The sequence below is a fragment of the Candidatus Palauibacter sp. genome, assembly GCF_965237495.1.
Classification (GTDB): domain Bacteria; phylum Gemmatimonadota; class Gemmatimonadetes; order Palauibacterales; family Palauibacteraceae; genus Palauibacter.
In genome coordinates this window covers 3,715,792-3,737,677 of the sequence record NZ_OZ250143.1, presented here as the reverse complement: position 1 = coordinate 3,737,677, position 21,886 = coordinate 3,715,792, and the positions used below count along the sequence as shown (strand labels likewise).

General features: G+C 68.9%; 14 protein-coding genes. 6 read left to right on the top strand and 8 right to left on the bottom strand.

Annotated features, from left to right (window positions below; genetic code table 11):
- Positions 1–4: 4 nt before the first annotated feature.
- From ACPXY0_RS16440 to ACPXY0_RS16425, 4 genes are all read right to left on the bottom strand, one after another.
- Complete coding sequence (locus tag ACPXY0_RS16440; RefSeq protein WP_423926403.1) at positions 5–1,876, bottom strand: carboxypeptidase regulatory-like domain-containing protein; 1,872 nt, start codon at positions 1,874–1,876, stop codon at positions 5–7.
- 6 nt (positions 1,877–1,882) lie between these two features.
- Entirely contained in the window at positions 1,883–2,923 is a 1,041-nt protein-coding gene (locus tag ACPXY0_RS16435) for a transposase (RefSeq protein ID WP_423926401.1), read from the bottom strand.
- A gap of 152 nt (positions 2,924–3,075) precedes the next feature.
- Positions 3,076–4,833 carry an amidohydrolase gene (locus tag ACPXY0_RS16430; protein ID WP_423926399.1) on the bottom strand — a complete coding sequence of 586 codons (1,758 nt, stop codon included), beginning with the start codon at positions 4,831–4,833 and terminating at the stop codon, positions 3,076–3,078.
- A 36-nt stretch (positions 4,834–4,869) separates the two neighbouring features.
- Positions 4,870–6,012 (bottom strand): MFS transporter, encoded by a 1,143-nt coding sequence (locus ACPXY0_RS16425; protein WP_423926397.1) that lies wholly within the window; start codon positions 6,010–6,012, stop codon positions 4,870–4,872.
- A 462-nt stretch (positions 6,013–6,474) separates the two neighbouring features.
- Here ACPXY0_RS16425 and ACPXY0_RS16420 point away from each other — a divergent pair, with 462 nt between their 5' ends.
- The 4 genes from ACPXY0_RS16420 to ACPXY0_RS16405 all read left to right on the top strand — a co-directional run bounded on the left by ACPXY0_RS16420 (position 6,475) and on the right by ACPXY0_RS16405 (position 11,895).
- Positions 6,475–7,566, top strand: a complete 1,092-nt coding sequence (locus ACPXY0_RS16420) for a helix-turn-helix domain-containing protein (protein WP_423926395.1) — start codon at positions 6,475–6,477, stop codon at positions 7,564–7,566.
- A gap of 20 nt (positions 7,567–7,586) precedes the next feature.
- Positions 7,587–9,029, top strand: a complete 1,443-nt coding sequence (locus tag ACPXY0_RS16415) for an amidohydrolase family protein (protein WP_423926393.1) — start codon at positions 7,587–7,589, stop codon at positions 9,027–9,029.
- Between the two features lie 169 nt (positions 9,030–9,198).
- Positions 9,199–10,581 carry an ISNCY family transposase gene (locus ACPXY0_RS16410; RefSeq protein WP_423925789.1) on the top strand — a complete coding sequence of 461 codons (1,383 nt, stop codon included), beginning with the start codon at positions 9,199–9,201 and terminating at the stop codon, positions 10,579–10,581.
- 156 nt (positions 10,582–10,737) lie between these two features.
- Positions 10,738–11,895 carry a sulfite oxidase gene (locus tag ACPXY0_RS16405; RefSeq protein ID WP_423926391.1) on the top strand — a complete coding sequence of 386 codons (1,158 nt, stop codon included), beginning with the start codon at positions 10,738–10,740 and terminating at the stop codon, positions 11,893–11,895.
- 21 nt (positions 11,896–11,916) lie between these two features.
- Here the strand turns inward: ACPXY0_RS16405 and ACPXY0_RS16400 are convergent, their stop codons facing one another.
- Positions 11,917–12,300 (bottom strand): DUF2784 domain-containing protein, encoded by a 384-nt coding sequence (locus tag ACPXY0_RS16400; RefSeq protein ID WP_423926389.1) that lies wholly within the window; start codon positions 12,298–12,300, stop codon positions 11,917–11,919.
- A 9-nt stretch (positions 12,301–12,309) separates the two neighbouring features.
- A complete protein-coding gene (locus ACPXY0_RS16395; protein ID WP_423926387.1) occupies positions 12,310–13,506 on the bottom strand; it encodes a sulfite oxidase in 1,197 nt (398 codons plus the stop codon).
- Between the two features lie 58 nt (positions 13,507–13,564).
- Between ACPXY0_RS16395 and ACPXY0_RS16390 the strand changes: the two genes are divergently transcribed.
- Both ACPXY0_RS16390 and ACPXY0_RS16385 read left to right on the top strand, forming a co-directional pair.
- Positions 13,565–15,190, top strand: coding sequence for an amidase (locus ACPXY0_RS16390; protein WP_423926385.1), 1,626 nt, complete (start codon positions 13,565–13,567; stop codon positions 15,188–15,190).
- 97 nt (positions 15,191–15,287) lie between these two features.
- Positions 15,288–18,494 carry a TonB-dependent receptor plug domain-containing protein gene (locus tag ACPXY0_RS16385; RefSeq protein ID WP_423926384.1) on the top strand — a complete coding sequence of 1,069 codons (3,207 nt, stop codon included), beginning with the start codon at positions 15,288–15,290 and terminating at the stop codon, positions 18,492–18,494.
- Here ACPXY0_RS16385 and ACPXY0_RS16380 read toward each other — a convergent pair.
- The gene (locus ACPXY0_RS16380) at positions 18,491–19,495 is read right to left on the bottom strand and encodes an N-acetylmuramoyl-L-alanine amidase-like domain-containing protein (RefSeq protein ID WP_423926382.1); all 1,005 of its coding nucleotides are present in this window, start codon (positions 19,493–19,495) and stop codon (positions 18,491–18,493) included. The genes ACPXY0_RS16385 and ACPXY0_RS16380 overlap by 4 nt on opposite strands.
- A gap of 7 nt (positions 19,496–19,502) precedes the next feature.
- Positions 19,503–21,785 carry a hypothetical protein gene (locus tag ACPXY0_RS16375; protein ID WP_423926380.1) on the bottom strand — a complete coding sequence of 761 codons (2,283 nt, stop codon included), beginning with the start codon at positions 21,783–21,785 and terminating at the stop codon, positions 19,503–19,505.
- Positions 21,786–21,886: the final 101 nt, after the last annotated feature.

Here is a 21,886-nt window from a genome sequence, read left to right as displayed (position 1 = left end):
GCGGCTACCCGCTCCAGATGACGATCGCGCCGCACCGGTTGGATGGAGCGGCGAACTCCCCGGGCAGGGAGACGGCCCCGAGGTAGACTTCGATGGCGACGACCTCATGCGGAGCCGCCAGGTCGTCCACGCCCCCCTGCTCGAAGTCCCAGGCGCGGCCATCCATGATCAGGGTGCCGTTCAGGTAGACGGACACGTGGGAGCATCTCCCCGCCCTTGGCGAGACGAGGCGGCAGGTCTGTCGCGGGCAGACTTCGCGCAGGCCGTCCACCTCGGTGAGGAGGTCGGTGAGGCGGGTGGGCGCGAGGGCCCGAATCCGCTCCCGTGTGAAGAAGTGTCCGCGGCCGCGCGTCGCGCTCTCCCGCCTGCGTTCGTAGAAACCGACCTCCGTGAGACGCGGATGCCGCCGCTCGGCCACGATCCGCGGCCCCGCCGCGGGCGAGGCGGCGTCGGGCGCGGGAGGCGGCGTGGGGTCGAGTTCGACGCGGACATCCACCGTTGAACCGGAGGGGACCGGGATGGTTTCTCCGGCGACACCGGCGTCGGGGTGGGATACGGCGAGCCGGTAGTCCCCAGGGATCAGGTCCGGGATCGCGAAGAGGCCGTGCTCGTCGCTCGTCGTCAGATACCCGGCCTCCGCGGGCGGGCCACGGTCGCCGGGGGCCGGTGCGGCCGCGGCCGCCGCCAGCCTGATCTCGGCCCCCGGCACGGGTTCGCCTCGCCGGAGATCGAAGACGCGGCCGGCGACGTGGCCGTGACGAGAGATGGGGACCACCAGATCCCGCGTCACGGGGGCTGTCTCGGCCGCCACGGGCGCCAGTTCGCCGCTGAGGCCGGCGAACCTGGCCCAGATGCTCACGTCCGTCCGCGGATCGAGGTCGCAGAACCGGAAGCGACCGTTGTCGTCGGCGGTCGTCTCCTTCTCGCGCCGCCGGCCGCCCGGTTCCGTGATCCAAGCCGTCACGGTCGCCCGGGGCAGGAGAATGCCGGTCAGCGCATCCGTGACCGTCCCCTCGACCACGAGCGGAGCCCGTTCCGTTGTGGGGCCGGGCTCGCAGAGAACGATCCGCCGCTCTTCAAGCTCGGCCGCGGTCAGCCACTGTCGTGTCCAGACGATGACCGTGGGGCAGAACGGATTCTCGCCCGCCGCGCGTATCAGAGGCACGAGGCCCGGCACCTTGTGCGGCTCGGCGTGGACCTCGACGCCTCCCATTCGGTGATGGGCGAGCGTGGTCATGAGGCCAACGCGGTCCCGGCGGCCATCGATGAGGATCTGTGGAGCGCACCACACGCCGCCGGACCGGTTCATGTTGAGAATGGCCTCGCTCATGTTTCGCCAGCCGACGATCAGGCCGTCGCCCCCGCGGCGGATGTCCTCGGGATCGTAGAATCTGCCGCTGCCGTGCGCCCGGCGCTCGTAGAAACCGACCTGCTCCAGGTACGACGGTCTCCACTCGACGTTGACCTCGAGCGGGGCGACTTCGATCGCGGCCGGTTCGATGCGGAACTCCAGCGAGAGTGTGCCGTCGGCCCGCGCCTCGACCTCGGTCGTCCGCGTACCGTAGCCGATGTGCCGGATCTCGAACGTGTGGGAGCCGGCGGGGACGACCAGATGGAACGCTCCGTCCGTGTTGGTGAGCGTCGAGATGTCCAGCGCGGGGATGGAGACGAGCGCCGCCGAGATGGGTGCTCCGGTGCCGGCGTCGAGGAGGTGTCCCGCGATCTCTACCGGCTGCTGCGGCACGGCGCTCCGAGGGAGAGCCAATCCCGCCAGCGCGAGCGCGGCGAGCGCGCCAACGGCCGGGCGACGTGAAACGGCCGGGCGTCGCGAATCGAGCGCCTCGCCCGTCTCGGCGCTGACGCGGAGTCTCGCCACAGGCCGCTAGCAGCCCGTGGAAGAAGTGGCCCGCCAAGGCACCGATTTTGTGAACGGCGGTGGCCGAGTGAGCGCGGTCTGGTTGTGCACGAGGCGGCCTGAGGGGCGGTAGGAGCCGGTGCTGGGGCTATGGAGGCCGAAAATGCGCCCGATTTGGCCGACAACGGTTGCAAAGTGGTGTGCGCAGGCGGCGGCGAGGGCCGCAGCCGCTGCCGCGAGGCCCTGCAGGCCACGCGGGGTACCGAAGCCGAAGCGCGCGCGCATCATCAGCCCGAGGTTGAAGGCTGCGGCCTGAACCAGCAAGCGTTTTCGGATCTCCTTCTGCCCGCGAACGTGGACGCGGCGCAACCCTCCGCTCACGAGCAGGTGCGCGAACGTCCGCTCCAGCCTCTCGCCCCTCCACCGCAGCAGCCGCTTCCCCCGGTTGCCCCGGATCCGCCGGCGATTGCCGTAGACCGCCTTCTGCGCATCCCGCTTGCCCTTCCACTTCCGGCGGCCCCGGTTCGGTTCGCTCACGTAGCTGCGTAGCCCGCGGTCCTTCACTCCCGTCATGGTCGCGTTCGAGTGGTAGCCCTTGTCGCCCACCACTTCCTTCGGCTCCGCTCCCACCTCCGCCAGCCGCCGCTCCGTCTCGTCCAGTGTCACCGGCAGCGACGCGGTGTCGCCGCCGTCCATCGTCTGCACCGTCACGCCCGCCACCGCGCCGGTCTCCATGTCCACCCCCACCTCGAGCTTGTGCGCCAGGCGGGTCCTGCCGTCCTTCATCTTCGTGATCCGCGCCTCCGGGTCGTGCGGATGCTTCCAGTCCTTGTTGGATCCCTTCTTCGGGCGCTTGCGGTCCAGCTTCGCAAGGTCCTGCCGCGTCGGCGTCTCGATCCCCGACTCCCGCGCCAGTTCCTCGAGCCACGCGTCGTACTCCGTCCCGTCGTCACGCCGCACGATCGCGCGCATCGCCGCGTTCGCCTCCAGCGTCGTCGAATCCACCCCCACGGTCTTGCCCCGCAGCAGCCCCGACTCCCGCAGCCGCTCCAGCACCCAGCCGAACACCGCCCCGTGGGCCTCCAGGCTCAGCCGCTTGCGCGTCTTCGACAGCGTCGAATGCTCCGGCGGCGTCTTCGCCAGACCGTAGCCCAGAAACTCCCGCAGCGAGATCGACCATCAACACCGGCGCGGGACATCGCGACTTTTTCCACGGCCTGCTAGGGATCGAGCGCCGCGGATCGGTCGAACACGACTCCGCCGTTGAAGACGGTCATCTCGCACGACATGTCACGCAGTTCGATCGTCGGCACGGTGAGGGGGTCGCGGTCCCAGACCGCGAGATCGGCGTACTTGCCGGGCGCGATCGTCCCCACCTTCTCCTCGAGGAACATCTGGTGGGCGACCCAGGTCGTGAACGAGCGCAGCGCCGTCTCGACGTCCACGGATTCCGCGGTGCCGTAGGGTTCGCTGCCGTACACGCCGAGCAGGGGCTGGCGGGCGACGGAGGCCCACACTCCGTAGCGCGCGGGGTACGGCGTCACGAAGTAGTCGGAGCCGCTGGCCCAAATCATGCCCCGATCCTGGTAGGAGCGGAACGGGTTCAGGCGCAGGGTTCGCTCGGGTCCGAAGTTGCCCGCGTAGGTGTCGCCGATCCACCACGTGAAGGTGGGGGACGGCTCGGGATAGCCGGCCTCCCACTCGCGCTGGAGTTCGGCCATCGCGTCCAGCGCGCGGTCCGTGGGGATGTTGGAGTGGATGATCCCGTGGCGGAGGCCCCGGGCGGGGGTCGCCTCCAGCGCTTCGATGAAGCTGTCGACGGTCCAGTCGATCGCGCGGTCGCCGATCGAGTGGATGGAGACGTGGAGGCCCGCGTCGTGGTAGGCCCGGAAGCGCTGTCGCAGCTCGCCGGGGTCCATGGTCGGATAGCCGCGATTGCCGGTGTCGGCACCCGTGTGGTCCCGGTTCCAGTCCTCGTACAGCCAAGCGGTGCGGGCGCCGCCGCTGCCATCGATGTAGAGCTTGACCCCGCCGGGGATGAGCCGGTCGTCGCCGGTCGACTCGTACGGACGGGTGAAGGTCGCGAGGCTGTCGGCGTAGGCGCGGATCTCCTCCAGCGTCCCTTCGCGCCCGCGCCAGAGCGCGAAGATGCGGACGGTGAGATCGCCGTCGGCAAGCACGTCGCGGTAGGCGTCCCAAGTGGCGCGGCCGATCCCCGGGTCCTTGCCGCCCGTCATGCATTCGGCGTTGAACTCGTCCGCCAGCGCGCGGATGCCCTCGCGCTGCTCCTCGGGGCCGAGACGGGGGATGAGGCGCGTGACGAGCCCCATGGCGGACTCCTTGAGGACGCCGGTCGGCTGCCCGGTCTCGTCGCGGTCGATGGTGCCGCCCGGCGGGTCGGGGGTGGCCGCCGTGATGCCCGCCATGTCGAGGGCGTGGGAGTTGGCCACGCCATAGTGTCCCATCGTGTGGGCGAGCCACACGGGCTGCCCCGCGGCGATAGCGTCGAGGTCGGAGGCATGGATGTAGCGCAACTCCTCGAGCTTGCCCTCGTCCCAGCCGCCGCCCCGCACCCACTCGCCCTCGGCCAGCTGCCCGGCCTGCTCCGCGACCATGCCCTGCACGTCCGCGATGTTCTCGACGTTCGGGTAGCTGAGATCGAGGCGGTACAGCCGGTTCGCGCCCCCGTTCGCGAAGTGCACGTGCGCGTCCATGAGGCCCGGCGTGACGGCGCGTCCGGCCAGGTCGATGCGCCGGGTTTCAGGGCCCGCCAGAGCTTCGATCTCGGCCGTGGAGCCGACCGCCGCGATCTGCTCGCCCCGCACGGCCACGGCTTCCGCGAGGCGGCTCTCCGCGTCGAGCGTGATCACGCGGCCGTTCACGAGGATCAGGTCGGCCGGGTCGGCGGGCGGCGACCCCCCGCAGGCAGCCAGAACGGCGCCTGCCAGAATGGCGGGGAACGGTACGGGTCGGTTCATCGTCTTCCGGTCCATCGTTTTCGATCCATCATCCCATCATCGGGCTCGACAGTAGGGACGAAGCGACGGCTGCATGGCAAAGAGTACCCCGAGCAGCAGGAGCGGCATCGCCCAGGCGGCCGCGAACACGGGCCCGAACGCGTCCGCGAACCCGCCCACCACCGGAATCCCCAGCGTGCCGACGGCCCACGCCAGCCCCATCACGATGCCCGAACTCGCCGCCGTCCCCGAGGGGAGGATCTCCTGCGCCATCACGACGATCGGGGGCAGCAGCGCCATGTTGAGGAAGCCCGCGCACACCGCCATGACGATCGCCGCCGGGCTCGCGGGCACCAGCGTGAGGGCGAGGATGTGCGTGGGCACGGCGAGCACGCTGACCGCGGTCAGGAGGTGCTGCCGGTTGAGGCGGTCCGTGAGGAAGCCCGAGGTCAGCGTCCCCAGCCCCTGCGCGCCGAGATAGACGCTGAGCACCACGGCGCCCGCCGTCTCGCTCACGCCCGCGCGGTGGGCGATGATGGGGATGAAGGTGAGGATCGCCTTCTGCGCGAAGGATCCGACGACCGAGATCCCGAACACGAGACCGAGCGGTCCCTTCAGCATCCGCATCACCTCCATCGGGGGAGGCGGCGGGGTGCCGGGACCCACGCGGGTCCGGCCCTTCGCGCCGAACCAGAGCGCGATCCCGAAGAGGACGCCGGGGATCATCGCGATCCAGAGGCCCGAGAGGCCGAACAGGCCGACGATCGCGACGGCGCTGATCGGCCCCACCGCGAAGCCCGCCGCCCCCCCGAAGGAGAAGATCGACATCCGCACGCCGCTCCCCCGGCCATCCCCCGCGCGCGCCACGAGCGAGGCGCCCGGTGGATGGAAGGCGGCCGACCCCAGTCCGCCCACCATGAGGAGGAGGATCAGGACGAGGTAGCTGGGCGCCATTCCCATGAGGGAAAGGAATATGCCTCCAACGATCGGACCCGCGGCCAGGAAGGCGCGTCTCCCGAACCGATCCGCGAGGTAGCCGAAGGCCGGTTGCGGGAGCGCGGTCGCGATCGAGAGCGCGGTGTGCAGCGTCGCGGCCAGGGTGATGGACAGTCCGAGGCTGTCCATGATCCGGGGCAGGAGCGGCGGGAGGAACGCCGTGTAGGCGTCGATCGACATGTGCGAGACGACGATCAGCGCCACGACCGCCTTCGGCCGCAACGCGAAGCGCGGGGCGAGGCTGGTCGTGGGCGTGGCGAGTGCCGCGCTCGCTTCGTGCAGCGGAGGGCTCCGATCCGGTTCCGATGACGGGTGCTTGACGACCGCTCACAGTAACAGGATCGAACGCGTTGGGGATGAGATTCTTCCCGAGGCTCCGTTCTGACGGTCCGGCGGATTGAACTTCAAGAGGTTCTTGCGACATAGAGGACCGCTAAATAGGATTCGTGATAACCTTTAGGGTTAATAAATTATGCTTATGGATGGTGCCGAGGTTGCCAGCGATTGGACATCGTTTTCAAGACGAAGCGGCTTGAGAAGCGGTGCACTTCGATTCGCGAGGGGAACCGGCTCTGGGGGGCCGATGGAGCGGCGAGAGTGCGGCGCCGTCTCGACGATCTCCGAGCGGCCGATAACCTCGAAGAATTCTCGGAGTCGAGGATACCCATGAGTGAGTCGGTTCAGAACCAGTATGCCCCCGAGGTGGTGTCGCCACCCGGCGACACCCTGAGGGACCTGCTGAGTGAGCGGGGTTTGACGCAGTCGGAGTTGGCGACCCGTATGGGACGACCAAAAAAGACCGTCAGCGAAATCGTCAACGGCAAGGCGGCGATTACGGTTGACACCGCTCTGCAGCTCGAACTGGTGTTGGGAGTGCCGGCCGCTTTCTGGAATACCCGGGAGCAACATTATCGGCAGTATCTTGCGCGCCGAGCGCAGGAGAAGGAGTTGGCCCGGCAGGTGTCGTGGCTCTCAAGATTCCCCATCTCGGAGATGGTGAAGCGAGACCTGCTCCGACGGGGGGCGAGTAAGCCCGAGCGTGTGCGCGAACTGCTGGCGTTCCTCGGCGTCTCCAGTCCAGGGCAGTGGTCGGAACTCGTTGCCCTTCAAAACGTCGCCTTCCGAAAATCGATGGTCTTCGATGTCGACGAGGGCGCGCTGGCGGTTTGGTTGCGGCAAGGCCTGCAGAAGGCTGGCGAGGTGACCGGTCAACCATACCGTCGAGCAGCTTTCCTGACCGCGCTCCGCGAGGCTCGATCCCTTACGCGGGAAAGACCGGAGGTCTTCCAGGACAGGCTCGTGACCAGCTGTGCGCGTGCCGGTGTCATCGTCGTATTCGTTCCCGAGTTCACGGGTTGTCGCGCGAGCGGCGCCACGCGTTGGGTTGCTCCGGACAGGGCGCTAATCCAGTTGAGCCTCCGGTATCGCACGGACGACCATCTCTGGTTCACGTTCTTTCACGAAGCCGCGCACATCCTCCTCCATGGCAAGAAGCTGATTTTCCTGGAGGCACACAGACACGAGGGAGAGCAGGAAGAAGAAGCCAATCGTTGGGCAGCTGATACCCTGATCCCTCGGGCAGCGTACGAGCGGTTGCGACATCTGCGACCATACAGCAAAGGCAAGATCCAGACCTTCGCCCGTGAGTGCGGCGTGTCTCCCGGCATCGTGGTGGGGCGATTGCAGCACGAAGGCCTGTTGCCACGCTCACATTGCAACGATCTCAAACGCCGCTTCAAATGGGCCGACGAAACCTGACCTAAGACAAGAGGCCAAGCATGTTTCGAAGAGGGCGTGCGCAGAGAATCCGGGTCTTCCTCGTGATCGCGATGGTCCCGGCCGTTGCGGGGTGCTGGGAATTTGTTCAATCCCTCGCGGAACGCGACGGATCCTATCTGATTACGGGAGGGCGCTGGCTGGACGTGCAGACCGGAACCCTCGTGGAGAACGACTGCATCGGGATCCGCGACGGGCGGATCGTTTTCATCGGCGCACCACCGGATACGGCCGAGTTCCTTACAGACTTCACCCTTCAGGACGACATGACGATCCTGCCGGGGCTGATCGACCTGCACGCGCACTACGCGGTCGACCTGTTCGGCGAGGGCCGCATCGATGAGACGGCCGCCTATCCCGAACTCTTCCTCGCAAACGGGGTGACGACGACCTTTCCGGCCGGCGAGATGGACCCGGTTCGCATGCGCGACCTGCGGCTCGCGATCGAGCGGGGCGATCGGGCCGGCCCCCGGATCCTGAGCTCCGGTCCCTACTTCGGATCGTGGCGGCGGGGGTGGGATGACGACGCCATGACCGCCGACTCGCTTCGCCGTGAGGTGGACCACTGGGCGGCACGGGGCGCGGCCGGCTTCAAGGCCAAGGGGATCCGGGCGGAGCACCTCTCCGTTCTCATCGATCAGGCCCACGAGCACGGACTGACGGTCACCGCGCACCTCGATTCCGGCTTCGGGAGCTCGGTGAACCCGCGGGACGCGATCCACATGGGCATCGACCGGGTCGAGCACTTCCTGGGCGGCGACATGATGCCCGCCGACCGCACGGCCTACGCTTCGCTCGAGGTGTTCGACGACTTCGAGGGGGACGCGCTCCGCGACATCATCGACCTCTACGTCAGCCGGGGCGTGAACTTCGACGCCACGCTCTCCATCTACGGGTACTGGGGTCCGCACGACCCCGAGATGACCGAGTACTGGACGGACGAACTGCGTTTCCTCACCCCCTACATGCGCGAGGTCGTCGAGGCTCGGCCGCGACGTCCGGTGAACGAGTCGTTCGCGAAGATGTCACCGATCAAGCGGAGGACGCTGAAGGCCTTCTACGACGGCGGCGGGCGGGATCTGATCACGCTCGGCACGGACCACCCGAGCTGGGGGCGCTACTGGTCCCCGTTCGCCGTGCACCGTGAGTTGCTCGCGCTCGCCCGCGCCGGGGTCCCGCCCGCGGACGTGTTCCGGATCGCAACCATCAATGGCGCGCGGGCGATGGGTCTCGGCGACGAACTCGGCAGCATCGAGGTCGGCAAGCTCGCCGATCTCGTCATCGTGCGCGGGAACCCTCTGGAGGATGTGCGGGCCGCCCGTGACCCATGGTTCGTCTTCACGCAGGGACGTATGCACGCGCCGACCGACCTCGTCGCGATGGTGGAAGGAAAGATCGGGCCGACGGACCCCTCCGGGGAGTCGGTGTGGAAGCCCGGTCGCTAGCAGCGGCCGGCCCGGGTGAGATGCGTCGGCGCTCGAACGCAGCAGGGCTCTTGCCACGGGCTGCCCTGTCGTACCGCAGTAGAAATGTCCTCCCTTAGCGCAGTAGAAATGTCCTCTTACGGTCCATGTTCGGTTCGGGGGCTGCGAACATGGTCCGGGAGAGGAGCTGATGGAGTTGAGCCTGAGGGAGAGGGACCGCGTGTCGGTGCTGCGGCAGGTGAGCGAAGGAGTCCTGGCGGGAGCGGCCGGGGCGGTGCGGCTCGGGGTGACGCGGCGCCACCTCCGGCGTCTGGTGCGCGGGTTCGAGGCCGTGGGAGACGCGGCGGCGGTGCACGGTCTGAAGGGGCGGCCGTCGAACCGGTCGCTGCCCGCGCGGGTGCGGGAGTTCGCGCTGTCGCTGGCGGCCGATCCGCTGTATGCGGACTTCGGCCCGACGCTGCTGGCCGAGCACCTCGAGCGGCGCTTCGGGGTGGTGGTGAGCCCGGACACGCTGAGACGGTGGATGCTGGAGGCCGGGCTGTGGGAGCGTCGCCGGCGACGCGCGAGGCACCGCAGCCGGCGGCCGCGGCGGGCGGCGCTGGGCGAACTGGGGCAGTGGGACAGCTCCGTGCACCCGTGGCTGGAGGAGAGGTCGCCGGGAGACCAGGCGTTGATCTCGATCCACGACGACGCGACGAGCCGTCTGCTCATGGCCCGCTTCGTGGCGCGCGACAACGGGGCGGAGAACCGGCGGGCGATCATCGAGTATCTCGGGCGCCACGGCCGGCCCGTGGCGGTGTACACCGACCACGCCGGGCACTTCGGGCAGTGGCTCTCGAAGAAGGGGGAGCGCACCGGCACGATCATCTCCCGCGCGCTGGGCGCGCTGGGCGTCGAGGTGATCCTGGCGGGCTCTCCGCAGGCCAAGGGACGCGTGGAGCGCAGCTTCGGCACCGCGCAGGACCGGCTGGTCAAGGAGATGCGCGTGGAGGGGATCGGCACGCTGGAGGCGGCCAACCGCTTCCTCCGGGACTACTGGGTTCCGTTCTGGAACGAGCGCTTCGCGGTCGAGCCCGCCGACCCCCGCGACGCGCACCGCCCGCTTCCGGCCGGCGTGGACCTCGAAGCGCTCTTCGCCGAGACGGAGACCCGCGTCGTGGGGCGTGACTTCACGATCCGGTTCGCCAACCGGCGCTGGCAGATTCCGGAGCGGGAGGCCGGCGGCATCGTCCCGTCCGCCGAGGTCGTCGTCGAGCGCCGCCTCGACGACGACCTCCGTTTCCGCTTCGGCGAGCGCTACCTCGATGTCGAACCCGCACGCCAAGACCCGGCCACCACCGCCGCCCCCCGCGCCAAGCCCGCCAAGCCGAGACCGGCGCCTCCGAAGCCCGGGCCGGACCACCCCTGGCGCAAGCACTTCCAAGCCAGCGCCCAACAGGCCATCGCGCGGCGGAGCCTCCGCCGCGAGAGAGAAGGGATATCCAACGGAAACCAACCGCCCCGCACACACGAACCGCCCCGAAGGAGGGGCAAAAACCGAACCCCCGGGGAGGACATTTCTATTGCGCCCTAACCCCGGACATTTCTATTGCGGTTTGACATCTTGCCACGGGCTGCCCCCTTGCGCCCGGCGCCGCCTCGTCGCTCAGATGCAGCGGTTTCCCGCCTCGGGCTCCCCGGGGTCCGCTGCGGGAGGAGCCCGCTCCACCCACGCGCGAGGTCTGAGATCATGAGCCAGCCAAACCCGATTCCCCGACGACAAGTGCTGATTCAGGGCGGCGCCGCGGCGGCCGGTCTCGCGGTCCTGCCGACGGACATCTTCCGCGGCTGGCTCGCCGGGTTCGAGCAGGAAGCCGTGATCCCGTGGGTCCAGCGTCCGCACCCGGGGCTGACCGAGCGGATGAACATCCTGAACTGGGAAGAGCTGGATTCCTGGATCACGCCCGTCAGTCAGATGTTTCACGTGGGGCACTACGGGTCGCCTGTGATCGCGGAGAGCGACTGGAGCCTCGAGATCGGAGGGCTCGTCGACCGGCCCCGCACGTTCAGCCTGGCCCAACTTCGGGAGCGACCCCGTCAGGAGGTCGTGTTCACGCTCGAGTGCTCCGGGAACCGTGGCCGTCCCTCCTTCATCGGCGGCGTGCACAACGCGCGCTGGGCGGGGGCCCGGCTCGCGGATGTCCTCTCCGACGCGGGTGTGCAGGAGGACGGCATCGAGGTCGTCTTCTTCGGGGCCGACGAGGGCGAGGAGGAGATCCGGGGCAACACGGTGACGCAGAACTTCGCGCGCAGCCTGTCGCTCGAAGACGCGATGGACCCCGGCATCATCCTCGCGTGGGAGGTCAACGGCGAGCCGCTGCCGAACGCGCACGGCTTCCCGCTGCGCGTCATCGCGCCCGGCTGGTACGGTATCGCGAACGTGAAATGGCTGACGCGGATCGAACTCCGCGACCGGCGTTTCATGGGCAAGTTCATGGCCCGCGATTACGTCACGCTGCGGGCGGAAGAGCGCGACGGAGCCACGGTGTGGACGGAGACCTCGGTGGGTCGCGTCAACATCAACTCGGTCCCGGCGAAGGTGACGCGGAACGGCGATGCGTACGCCATCCACGGCGCGGCGTGGGGGGCCGACATCGCGCGCGTGGAGGTCCGCGTCGATGACGGCGCGTGGCGGGCGGCGACGCTGGGCGAGGGCCAGGGCGACCCTGACACGTGGACGTTCTGGCGCGCGGACTGGGACGCGACGCCGGGCGAGCACACGATCGTCTCGAGGGCGATCGACGCAGACGGGAACGTCCAGCCGGCGGCGGACGACCCGATGCTCGTGAACAAGAGGACGTACTGGGAGAGCAACGGGCAGCTGAGCCGGGCCGTCCTCATCGACTGAGCCGGTGGAGCGGCGGGGCTGCTAATGGCGGAAGCTGACGCCCTTCGCGCGGATCCGCCGGATCAGCCAACCGTAGGCGGCCAGGTTCAAGGCCAGCACGGCGAGCCCGAGCCAGATCTGAATCTCCCGGTTCAACGCGCCGGGATAGATGATCGGCAGCAGATAGCGCTCGATGAACCCGCCGGAGTAGCCGGCCTGTCCGCTCGCGACCCGAAGGTGGTTCTCGAGCGGCGTGAGCGGGCAGATCCAGCCCGCGAACTCGATCAGCGCCCCCCACGCGAAGCAGGGGACGTGGACCCACGCGAGTCTGGGCCAGCGGACCGCCGCGAACCCGCCGGCGACGACAAAGGCGATGAAGAGGAGGTGTGTGACGAGGACGACGTCCGCGAGCAGCCGCCACCCCACGACGCGGAGCTACTCCACCTGGACGGGGTGCGGAAGCGGGACGTTCAGCAGGTAGCCCTTCTCGTTCATAAGGGGCTCGGCCGGCTGCGTATTTCCGGCCGCGTCGGTGGCGCGCGTCACCAGAGTGTGCGATCCCGCCGTCGCCTCCCAGTCGAACTCGAAACGCTGCCAGGCCAGGGGGAGGATCGGCTCGACGATCGTGGCCTCCAGCCAGGTCGCGCCGCCATCGGGGCTCCATTCGACCGCCGCCACGGGACCGTCCGGGGCGTGCGCGAAACCGTGGATGGCGTGGGAACCCGGCGCCAGCCGCGCGGGACGCGGGAGGGCCAGCGCGCTCTTGACCACCAGCTCGTTGATCACCTTCCCCTGGGCAGGCGCGTAGTCCTCGGCCGGCCACTCGTCGCCGATGAGGACGTAGGAACTCGTGTTGTTGCGGTTCCATACGCGCTCGGTGGAGACCTGGATCCGGCCCAGCCACTTGATGCTGTTGGAACCCGACCAACCGGGCACGACCGACCGGGCCGGAAACCCGTGGTCGGGCGGGAGCGGCTCCCCGTTCATGCGAAGCGCGACCAGGGTGTCCGGATCCAGAGCCTTGGCGAGCGGCATGGCGCGCTCGAAGCCGGAACTGTCCAGGCCCACGAGGTTCACGTCGACGGCTTCGGGTCGGACGCCGGCCAGTTCGAGGACGGTGGCCAGGGAGGGCCCCGACCACTCCGCGCACCCAACCGCGCCCGTGGACCACTGACCGCCGCTGGCGCGGGTGCCGGTGAGTTCGGGGTACAGACCCCGCCAGTTGCCGGCACATTCGAGGTAGGCGGTGACCGTACGCTGCGGCAGGGCTTCCAGCGTGGACAGATCCAGGCTCAGTTCGGTCTCGGCGCCGTCCCCTTCGATCCAGAGTGAGTAGCTGGCCGGGTCGATCCTCAGCGTGGGAGAGTGGTTGCGGACGAAGAAGAGTTCGTTCGGCGTGAGGAAGCCGTCGATCAGTTCGAGCCGGGTCTCGAGATTCGTGACCCGCTGGACGAAGGGCGAGGGATCCTTCACCCAGCGGGGCGCCGGGGCTACGTCTCGTCCGGCGGCCGCCGCCGAAGCCGCGTCTCCCGCACGTTCACAGGCGGCGAGCCAGGCGGCGGCGGGTCCCACGCTCGCGGCGCGGACGAAGTCTCGACGTGTGAGTCGGAAGGTCCCTCTTTTGGGCTTCATCGGCGCCTTCTCGCGGTTCGACGCTTGGCAGGACGCGTTCAGGGAGCATATTAGGCGTATGCGACCGAGGAGCAACGCAGCCGGGACGGCCGGGGTGCGGCGGGGAGCGGGGGGCGTCCACCGGAAGCGACACTCGATCCCGGCGCTGCTGCTGGGCACGCTGGGGACGGGATGGGTCTCATGCGGCCCGGAGAGCAGCCCGGCCTTCGAGGTCGTCGAGACGACGATCGCCGAAGTGCAGGCGGCGATCCGCGACGGCGCGACGACCTGCCGAACGGTCGTGGAGCGGCACCTCGCCCGGATCGCGGCCTACGAAGACCTCATCAACGCGATCACCGTGCTCAACCCGCGCGCCCTGGAACGAGCCGACGCGCTCGACGCGTCGCTGGCCGCCGGCGAAGCACCGGGACCGCTCTTCTGCGTCCCGATGCTGGTCAAGGACAACTTCGACACGCACGACATGGTCACCACCGGTGGCTCGATCGCGCTCGCTGACAACCTTCCGCCGGACGACGCCTTCATGGTGCGGAAGATCCGCGAGGCCGGCGTGATCGTCATCGCCAAGACCAACATGGCCGAGTGGGCGTTCAGCCCGCGGCAATCCGTCAGCTCGTCCTTCGACACCACCCGCAACGCGTACGCTCTCGACCGCGTCCCCGCCGGTTCCAGCGGCGGCACGGCCTCCGGGGTGGCCGCCGGCTTCGGAGTCATCGGGCTGGGGAGCGACACCGGCAACTCGATTCGAGGGCCCAGCTCGCACCTCGCCCTGGTGGGGATCCGATCCACGATCGGCCTCACGAGCCGGGACGGCGTGATCCCGCTCTCCTTCGACCGGGATATCGCCGGTCCGATGGGCCGGACGGTGGAGGATGTCGCGCGCGTGTTCGATGTCGTGGCCGGCTACGACCCCGCGGACCCGTACACGGAAGCCGGACGCGAGCGCGTGGAGGAAGACTACACGGCCTTCCTCGAGGCGGACGGCCTGCGGGGGGCGAGGCTCGGCGTTCTGCGCGCTCTCGTGGATCCCGAGGAGACGGACGACGAGATCCTCGCGCTCTTCGAGGCGGCGATCGACGACCTGCGGCAACTGGGGGCGGAAGTCGTCGACCCGTTCGAGTTCGATGTGGAGGCGGAGCTGCAGCGCGAAGGGATGTTCTGCCGCCGGTTCCGCTACGACATGTGGGTCTACCTGCAGTCGCTGGGCCCGGGAGCGCCGATGACCGATGTCCTCGAGGTGCTCGAGGACGGGCGCTATTCCGACTATGCGCAGGCATCGCTGCGGCGCAACCAGGGCGCCCCTCTCGATGTCCATCCGTCGAGTTGGGACGAGCCCTGCCCGGACTACGCGGAGAACGAGGGCCGACAGGCGTACCTCGACAACCTCGTGCGGGCGATGGACCTCGAACGTCTGGATGCTGCCATCTACCCGTCCTGGCTTTGCGTGCCGGCCCCGATCGATCGGGGTGACGAGGACTATTGTGGCGACAACAGCCAGCGCGTGGCCCCCGCGACCGGCATGCCGGCCATCACGGTCCCGATGGGTTATACGTACGGCGCGCTGCCGGCGGGCCTGCAGATTCTGGCCCGTCCCTATGATGAAGGCCTGCTCTTCCGCCTCGCCTACGGCTTCGAGCAGGGTACGCGACACCGCCGTCCCCCGGACGGCTTCCCGGAGATCAGGTGACCGACGCGGATGTTGGGATATTCACTTAGCGGCCGATGCGCGGCCCGCAGTGGCGAGATCTATCGCCACCCGGTCGGCCCGGCGAGGAAGAAGTAACATGTGGACCAGAACGCGTCTCATAGCCTTTCTCGCCTTCGCCTGGCCGGCTGCGGCTCTGGCGCAGGACGGCGCGATCAGCGGGACCGTCACCGGCGAAGACGGACTCGCCCTGCCGACGGTGAGCGTGACGGCGACGAGTCCCGTCCTCGGCGACGAGTCGCGGACGGCGCTGACCAACGCTCAGGGACTCTACAGCCTGACGGGGCTGCCCTCGGGCACGTACTCGCTGCGCTTCGTCTACCCCGGTTTCACGATCGAAACGCGCGGCGGCGCGGTGGTCGGGGCCGACGACCGAACCGTGGTCGATGTCCAGCTCGTCTCGCTACGCACGGCGACGGTGCAGGAGCTGACCGCGGTGGTGACGGGCACTCACTTCGCGGCCCCGCCCATCAGCCTCCCGTACGCGGTGGACGTGGCGAGCCGGGAATCGATGCAGGAGCAGGGTTCGCCGCAGACCGTGGACTTCTTCAAGAGACTTGGCGCCAACCACGGCACTCTCGGGGAGCGCAACAGTTGGTACAACCGCAGCGGGGCGCTGATCCCCGAGACCGTAGCCAGCGTCAACCTGCGGGGCCTGGGGGCTTCGCGAACGCTTGTGCTGCTCAATGGACGCCGGCAGGTGTACACGCCGTCCCGGCTCCCCGGCGGCCGCTTCGTGGACGTCAACGCGTTCCCGAGCATCGCACTCGACCGCATCGAGGTGCTGAAGGAGGGGGCCTCGGCGATCTACGGCTCCGACGCGGTGGCAGGCGTGGCGAACTTCGTCACGCGGCAGGACTTCGAGGGCTTCGAGTTCACCGCGGCACACGACTACTTCAGCGGGGCCGGGGACTCGAACGCCGGCGCGATCTGGGGCGGCACTCTGGGGGCGTCCACGAACGTGGTCCTCTCGGCGGAGTGGGCGGCACGCCAGGACCTCATGCCGGAGGAGCGCGACTGGGGGCTGCGGCCGTACCCGGGACCCGGCGGCGGGGGATGGTCCTACTACGGGAACCCTGGCGCCTTCCTCATGCCGAGGCTGACCGGGAACGAGACGCCCGACGAGTTCGTGAGCGCGCTCATCAACTCTCAGTTCGGGGACGATCCGAGTCTGTTCGTGGATCCCGAGTGCGAGAACTTCGGCGGGGTGAACGAGGGCGTCACCTGCCGGTTCCGCTACCAGCCGTACGACAACCTGATCGAGAAGCAGACGCACGTCCGGGCCTTCGGCGAACTGAACAGCGAGCTGGGCACCGGCACGACGCTGCACCTGGAGGGACTGTGGGCCGAAGCCACCATACCCGAATGGAGGACGACGCCCTCGTTCCCGCCTATCTCGCTCTACGACGGCCTGCAGGCGGTCGTGCCCGAGAACCCGGGCCGGCAGGCGCTCTGCGCGGCCAACCCGGCCGCGGCCGGGTTCGGCTCCGCGGCGGACTGCCTCCAGGACGACTGGTACTTCTACGGGCGCATGGTCGGCAACAGCGGGCCCGGACGGGAGCTGCGACGGTCGTCGCGCACGCAGCGGATCGCAGCCTCACTGGACCGGCACTTCGAGACGTTCGGCGGCGGAGAGGGCCACCTGGACATCTCGGCCAGCTACTCCCGTGCCAGCGGTAATGTGAACCAGCCTGCCGAGTACGCGTACCGGAAGTATCTGGCCTACCGCGGGTTCGGCGGCCCGGACTGCGGCGTGGGCGTGGTCGTGGATCCCACCTCGGCGGCCGGCATGTCGCTCGGGTCGACCGGGGGAGCCGTGGCCGGGCAGGGCGACTGCATGTTCTACAACCCGTTCAGCAACGCGATCCAGCGCGCCGAGCAGCCGGGGACGAGGTACACCAGCGCCAACAACCCCGGCTACGTCGCCGGCGCCGTCAACTCCCCCGACCTACTGGCCTGGATCAACGAGGAAGTGGACCTCTTCAACACGGCCGATCTGTTCGTGGCCGAGGCCACCTTCAGCGGCAGCGCCATCGCGGACGCGCTAGGCTACGCACTGGGATACCAGTTCCGCCGCTTCGACGTGACGGGGACGCCCAACGACGCGGGCAACCAGGCCCTCAACCCCTGCCAGGTGCCGGGGGACCGGTCCTGCCTCGAGCAGGCGGGGCCATTCACGTTCACGACGGGGTATTCCCCCTATGAGGACGCGCAGACGGTCCACCGCTTCTACGGCGAGGTCCCGATCAATCTCGGCGATTGGCTCGATGTACAGTTTGCCGCCAACTACGAGTTCCACGATATCGCGAGCAGCTTCAACCCGAAGGTCGCCGCGCGGGTGAACCTGTCCGAGTCCGACAACCACCAGTTGGCGCTGCGCGGGTCGCTGCAGTCCACGTTCCGGGTTCCATCGGTGGACGACTTGAATACCGACCAGATCACCGCGCTCGAGTACGTGCAGGAAGTGGATGTCTACAAGGCGGTGGACACGTTCGGCAGCGAGGATCTCGATCCGGAGACGGCGCTGACAGGCAACGTGGGGCTCATCCTCTTCCACTATCCGAGCCGCACGCAGGCCACGTTCGACTTCTGGAGCTACGACTTCAGGGACGTGATCAATGTGATCCCCCACGCGAGCATCACGCGGCTCTACCACGAGGGGGGCGCCAGCCGCGACGCGATCAAGGAACTGGTGAAGTGTCCGGATGGCTGGGGGACCGGGACCTGTAGCTCGGCCCTGATCGAGCGTATCCGAATCAACCTGACCAACTGGCCGGGCATGCAGACTTCGGGCTTCGACTGGAGCGTGGCGACGCGTCGCACCCTCGGGGCGGGCGAGCTCTCGCTCGGCCTGGACGGCACCTACACCCGCACGTACAACATCGATGCTCTCAACTTCAACGGCGTGGAACTGCAGTCGGCGGCGCAGGGGGCGGGGAAGCTGAACCGCTTCAATCCGATCGCCTGGCCGCTGCCGAAGTGGAAGTGGTCAGCCTCGGTCGGTTACCACCAGGAGCGCTACTCGGTGATCGGCAACCTCCACTACATCTCGTCCTATGACGATCCGGACTCGGTCGACCCGGACCACCGGATCATCGACTCGTTCGGGACGTTCGACGCCACCGTGATGATGAAGCTGACCGACAGCATCGACGCCTTCATGACGGGCTTCAACCTGCTGGGGACGGCGCCGCCGCTGGTCAATCAGGAGGGTTCGTACGACGGCCTCACCCACGACCCGAAGGGGCGGCGGATCAAGGCCGGGATGACCTACACGATCAACTAGCGGGGGGGCTCGGCGGGGCGCGCGACCATGATGCCGTCCTGGGAGCCGATGGAGAGGATCCGTTCGGCGAGGGGGCGCTCCGAGATCTCCACGGAGCGCCCGACCAGGGGGGCGTGGAGCAGGTGGAGCGCCCCGTCGCGCCACACGGCGAATCCGGTGTGGGCGACGTCCAGCCCGGCGACGGTCGAGGTGGCCGCGATCACGTCGCCGTCCCGGATGCGGCCCGCCACCCGGGCGATCCGGTCCTGCGGCACGTACAGCCGGTCCGGCCCCGCGTCGAGCCTCTCCTCCATGGCGGCGATGGCTTCGCGCACGCCGGCATCGGCCAGCTGCCGATACGCCTCGGGGTGCTCGGACATGAAGCGCACCGGCTCCGGATCGGCCGCGGGATCCAGCTCGCCGGTGACGACGCGCAGCAGGCCCTTCGAGGCGTTGTCCGTCAGCCATTCCGAGAAGTAGTGGAGGCGGCTCGGATATCCGTCGAGCGTGCCGCCGCGATACCGAAGATCCGTCAGGTGGGCCTCGTACCGGGCCCGCGCCGCGACGGGATCCGCGAGGGCCTCCGCGCCGTCTTCCCGGACGAAGCGCGTAAGGGCGAGGACGTTCTCGACGAGCGTCACGCAGTCCAGCTCGCGGAAATTGATCACGAGCCGCTCGCGTCCCGGCTCCTCGAGCGTGCCCGGCGTGTACGTCGTGCCGACGAACGACTCGGCCAGCTGCGCGATGGCCTCGCCCAACTCCATGTCGGCGAGCCCGCGTTCGGCCGCGAAGCGGACCTTCTCCTCGAAGACCGCCCAGTCCTCCGGTGTCCAGGCCGCCGGGCCGGGCGACGGGGACGCCGAGCCTCCCCCGCCCGACCCCGATCCGATGCCGGCCGTCTCGTCAACCACGGTCGAGGTCGGGGGCTGTGCCTGCCACGATGCGAGGGCCGCGATGGCGACCACGGTCACCACGATGCAGATGGTGACCTTCACCAGCGTGAGAACGCCGCGCCATTTCATATCGAATTCACGTCGAACTGAGGTTGAGTACCACCCGTTCCTCCCCTTCCCTGTATTCGACCCGCAGGGAGCGGCTCACCGACCCCCACAGGTGGGGGTGCGCGCGAAACGCCTCCGTCAGATAGACTCCGAGCGCCCTGACATGGAAGGCGTGCTCCCAGCCCCGGCGCATCCGCCGGGCCGCCTCTCCAACTTGCGTGTGGGGTCCGCCGTCCACGATCGCCTCGTGCAGGTGTTCGGCGCCCCTCGCGAGGTCCGCCCAGCGGCCACGGGTATCTCCGTTCTTCCTCGCCAGATCGCCCACCGTCCACCAGTGTCGCATCCGGCGCTCGAAACCGGCCAGCCCCGCGTGACCGGACCCGCGGGCCGACGCCGACGCCGCGGCGGCGAGGTCTCCGGCCGAGAGCGACGGATCCTCCAGATACTGCCGCCACGAGTCCCCGTACAACAGCTGTCGGAGGAGAGGCGTTTCGCGGCCCGGTTCGTCGGCGAGCCACGGGACCGCCCGGCCCAGCGCCATGCCGACCGCCCGCGCGTCGGCCCCGGTGAGCAGCTCCAGGAGGGTCGGGAAGGTCGCCTTCCTGAACCGGAGGTGGAACGACACCTCCACGTCTCTCCGCTCCCGCCCCACGCGTTCGAGGCGTTCCCTCGCGGCCCGCGCGCCCCCCGGCGTCACGCTGCCCCAGAGGACACCGAGATCGACGAACCGCCCCGCGTCACGAGCTGAGAGTCGCCGCTCTCCGTACTGCATGAGGAGGTGCAGCGTGTAGTTGAACCCGTCCGCGGTCGGGGCGGCGCCGGGGGTCCAGTCACGGGATCTCGCGGTCAGCGTCGTCTTCCATTGGCAGCTGTCCCGCCCCCACTTGCCCGCGTAGCCCTCGATCGCGGTGAAGCTGAAGCGGCTGCGCTCCAGGCGACGGTCCCTCCGGATCGTGTCCCGCATGTACGTCCGCGCCTTCCCGCCCATCGAGAAGAGATCGCCGAGATCGAGGGACACGCCCCACGACCGGGTCGTCTTCACCGTGTCCTCCTCCATGAATCGGCGCAGCGTCACGCCGTTCGCCGCCGCGGAGGCGCCATCCTCGAGCACTCGCGCGAAGTCGCCGCGGAGCATCGCGCCGTGTAGCGGCCGGAACCCGTCCCCCAGCCCCGCTTCGTCCAGCGTGACCTCGATCAGCGCTTCCTCGGTGCGGGTGCGACTGTAGAGGAAGTCGACCGTGAACTCCGCCTTCTGCTTCGCGATCCGCGTGATCAGGGCGGCGGCGTCCGACTCCAGCTTCTCGATCCGCTTCCGGAGAGCGGCCAGCCGCAGACGCTTCCCTTCCATCCGCAGCCGGTCGACGAGCCGATCCGCGAGGGCGCGCTCGCGGGGATCGAGGTCCGCCACCCTCGGTTTCGCGAGGATCGTCCTCACCTGCTCCAGGGGCTCGCCGAGAAGCGCCTCGATCGCGGCCCTGAGCGCCTCTTCGGTCTGCGATTTGTCGGCGAACCGCACGTTGACGCGGGCCGCCGCGCGCAGGGTGAGCGCGTCCCGGTCGGACTTCCTGACCTGGACGTCGATCTCCCCCTCCCTCTGCCGGGAGAAGACGACGAGGAAGTGGTCGTCGATCTTGACCTTGAAGCTCGCCCGGAGGCGGGCGCCGACCTTGACGCCGAGGTCCTCCCCGGACGCGAGGAGCCCGCCGAGGGCGCCGATGTGTGTGGTGAACACGTCCGACCACTTCAGGCGCACGGTGACGCCCAGGGTTCCGTTCACCTCGAGCGCGAGCGCCTCCCCGGGCGCGAGCGAGCGGACGTCCGCCGCGGAAACCACGAATCGCGCCGTGGCCACATCGCGGGCGACCGACGGGACGACGAAGTCCTCCGCGCGGTGACGCCGATAGTCGTGGAAGAGGACGGAGACCTCGCCGTCCGCCGCCGCCGCAAATCCGAACTTCGCGGCCTTCAGTCCTCCCTTCGCCATGACCCGGGCGGTCGTACGATAGGCCAGCCAGGCCGAGTCCGCCGCGAACGGGACCGGCGTTCGGATCTCGAGGCCCTTCGGTTCCGCATCTTCCGCCGGGGCCTCTCCAAACAGTCCGGCGGGATCCTCATCCCCGGGCGCGTTGAAGACATCGATCGTGACGTCGCCCCCGACCGTGCATGTGAGGTCGTCGTTCACGACCGGCAGTTCCCTCTCGACCGACCGTGTGAGGAGGGTGGGGTTGGGCAACTCGGAGTCCCCCAACCGCCGCGCCGCATGGTCGGCGAGGTGGGAACTCAGGTCGCCAAGATCGAGCTTCTCGGGCATGGGGTCTCACCTTCGCAAGACGTTGATTCGCAGACACTTCACTTGGACGGACTGCAGCCCCGGGGCGTTGCCTCGACGGCAAGTTTAGGCGGCATCCGGTC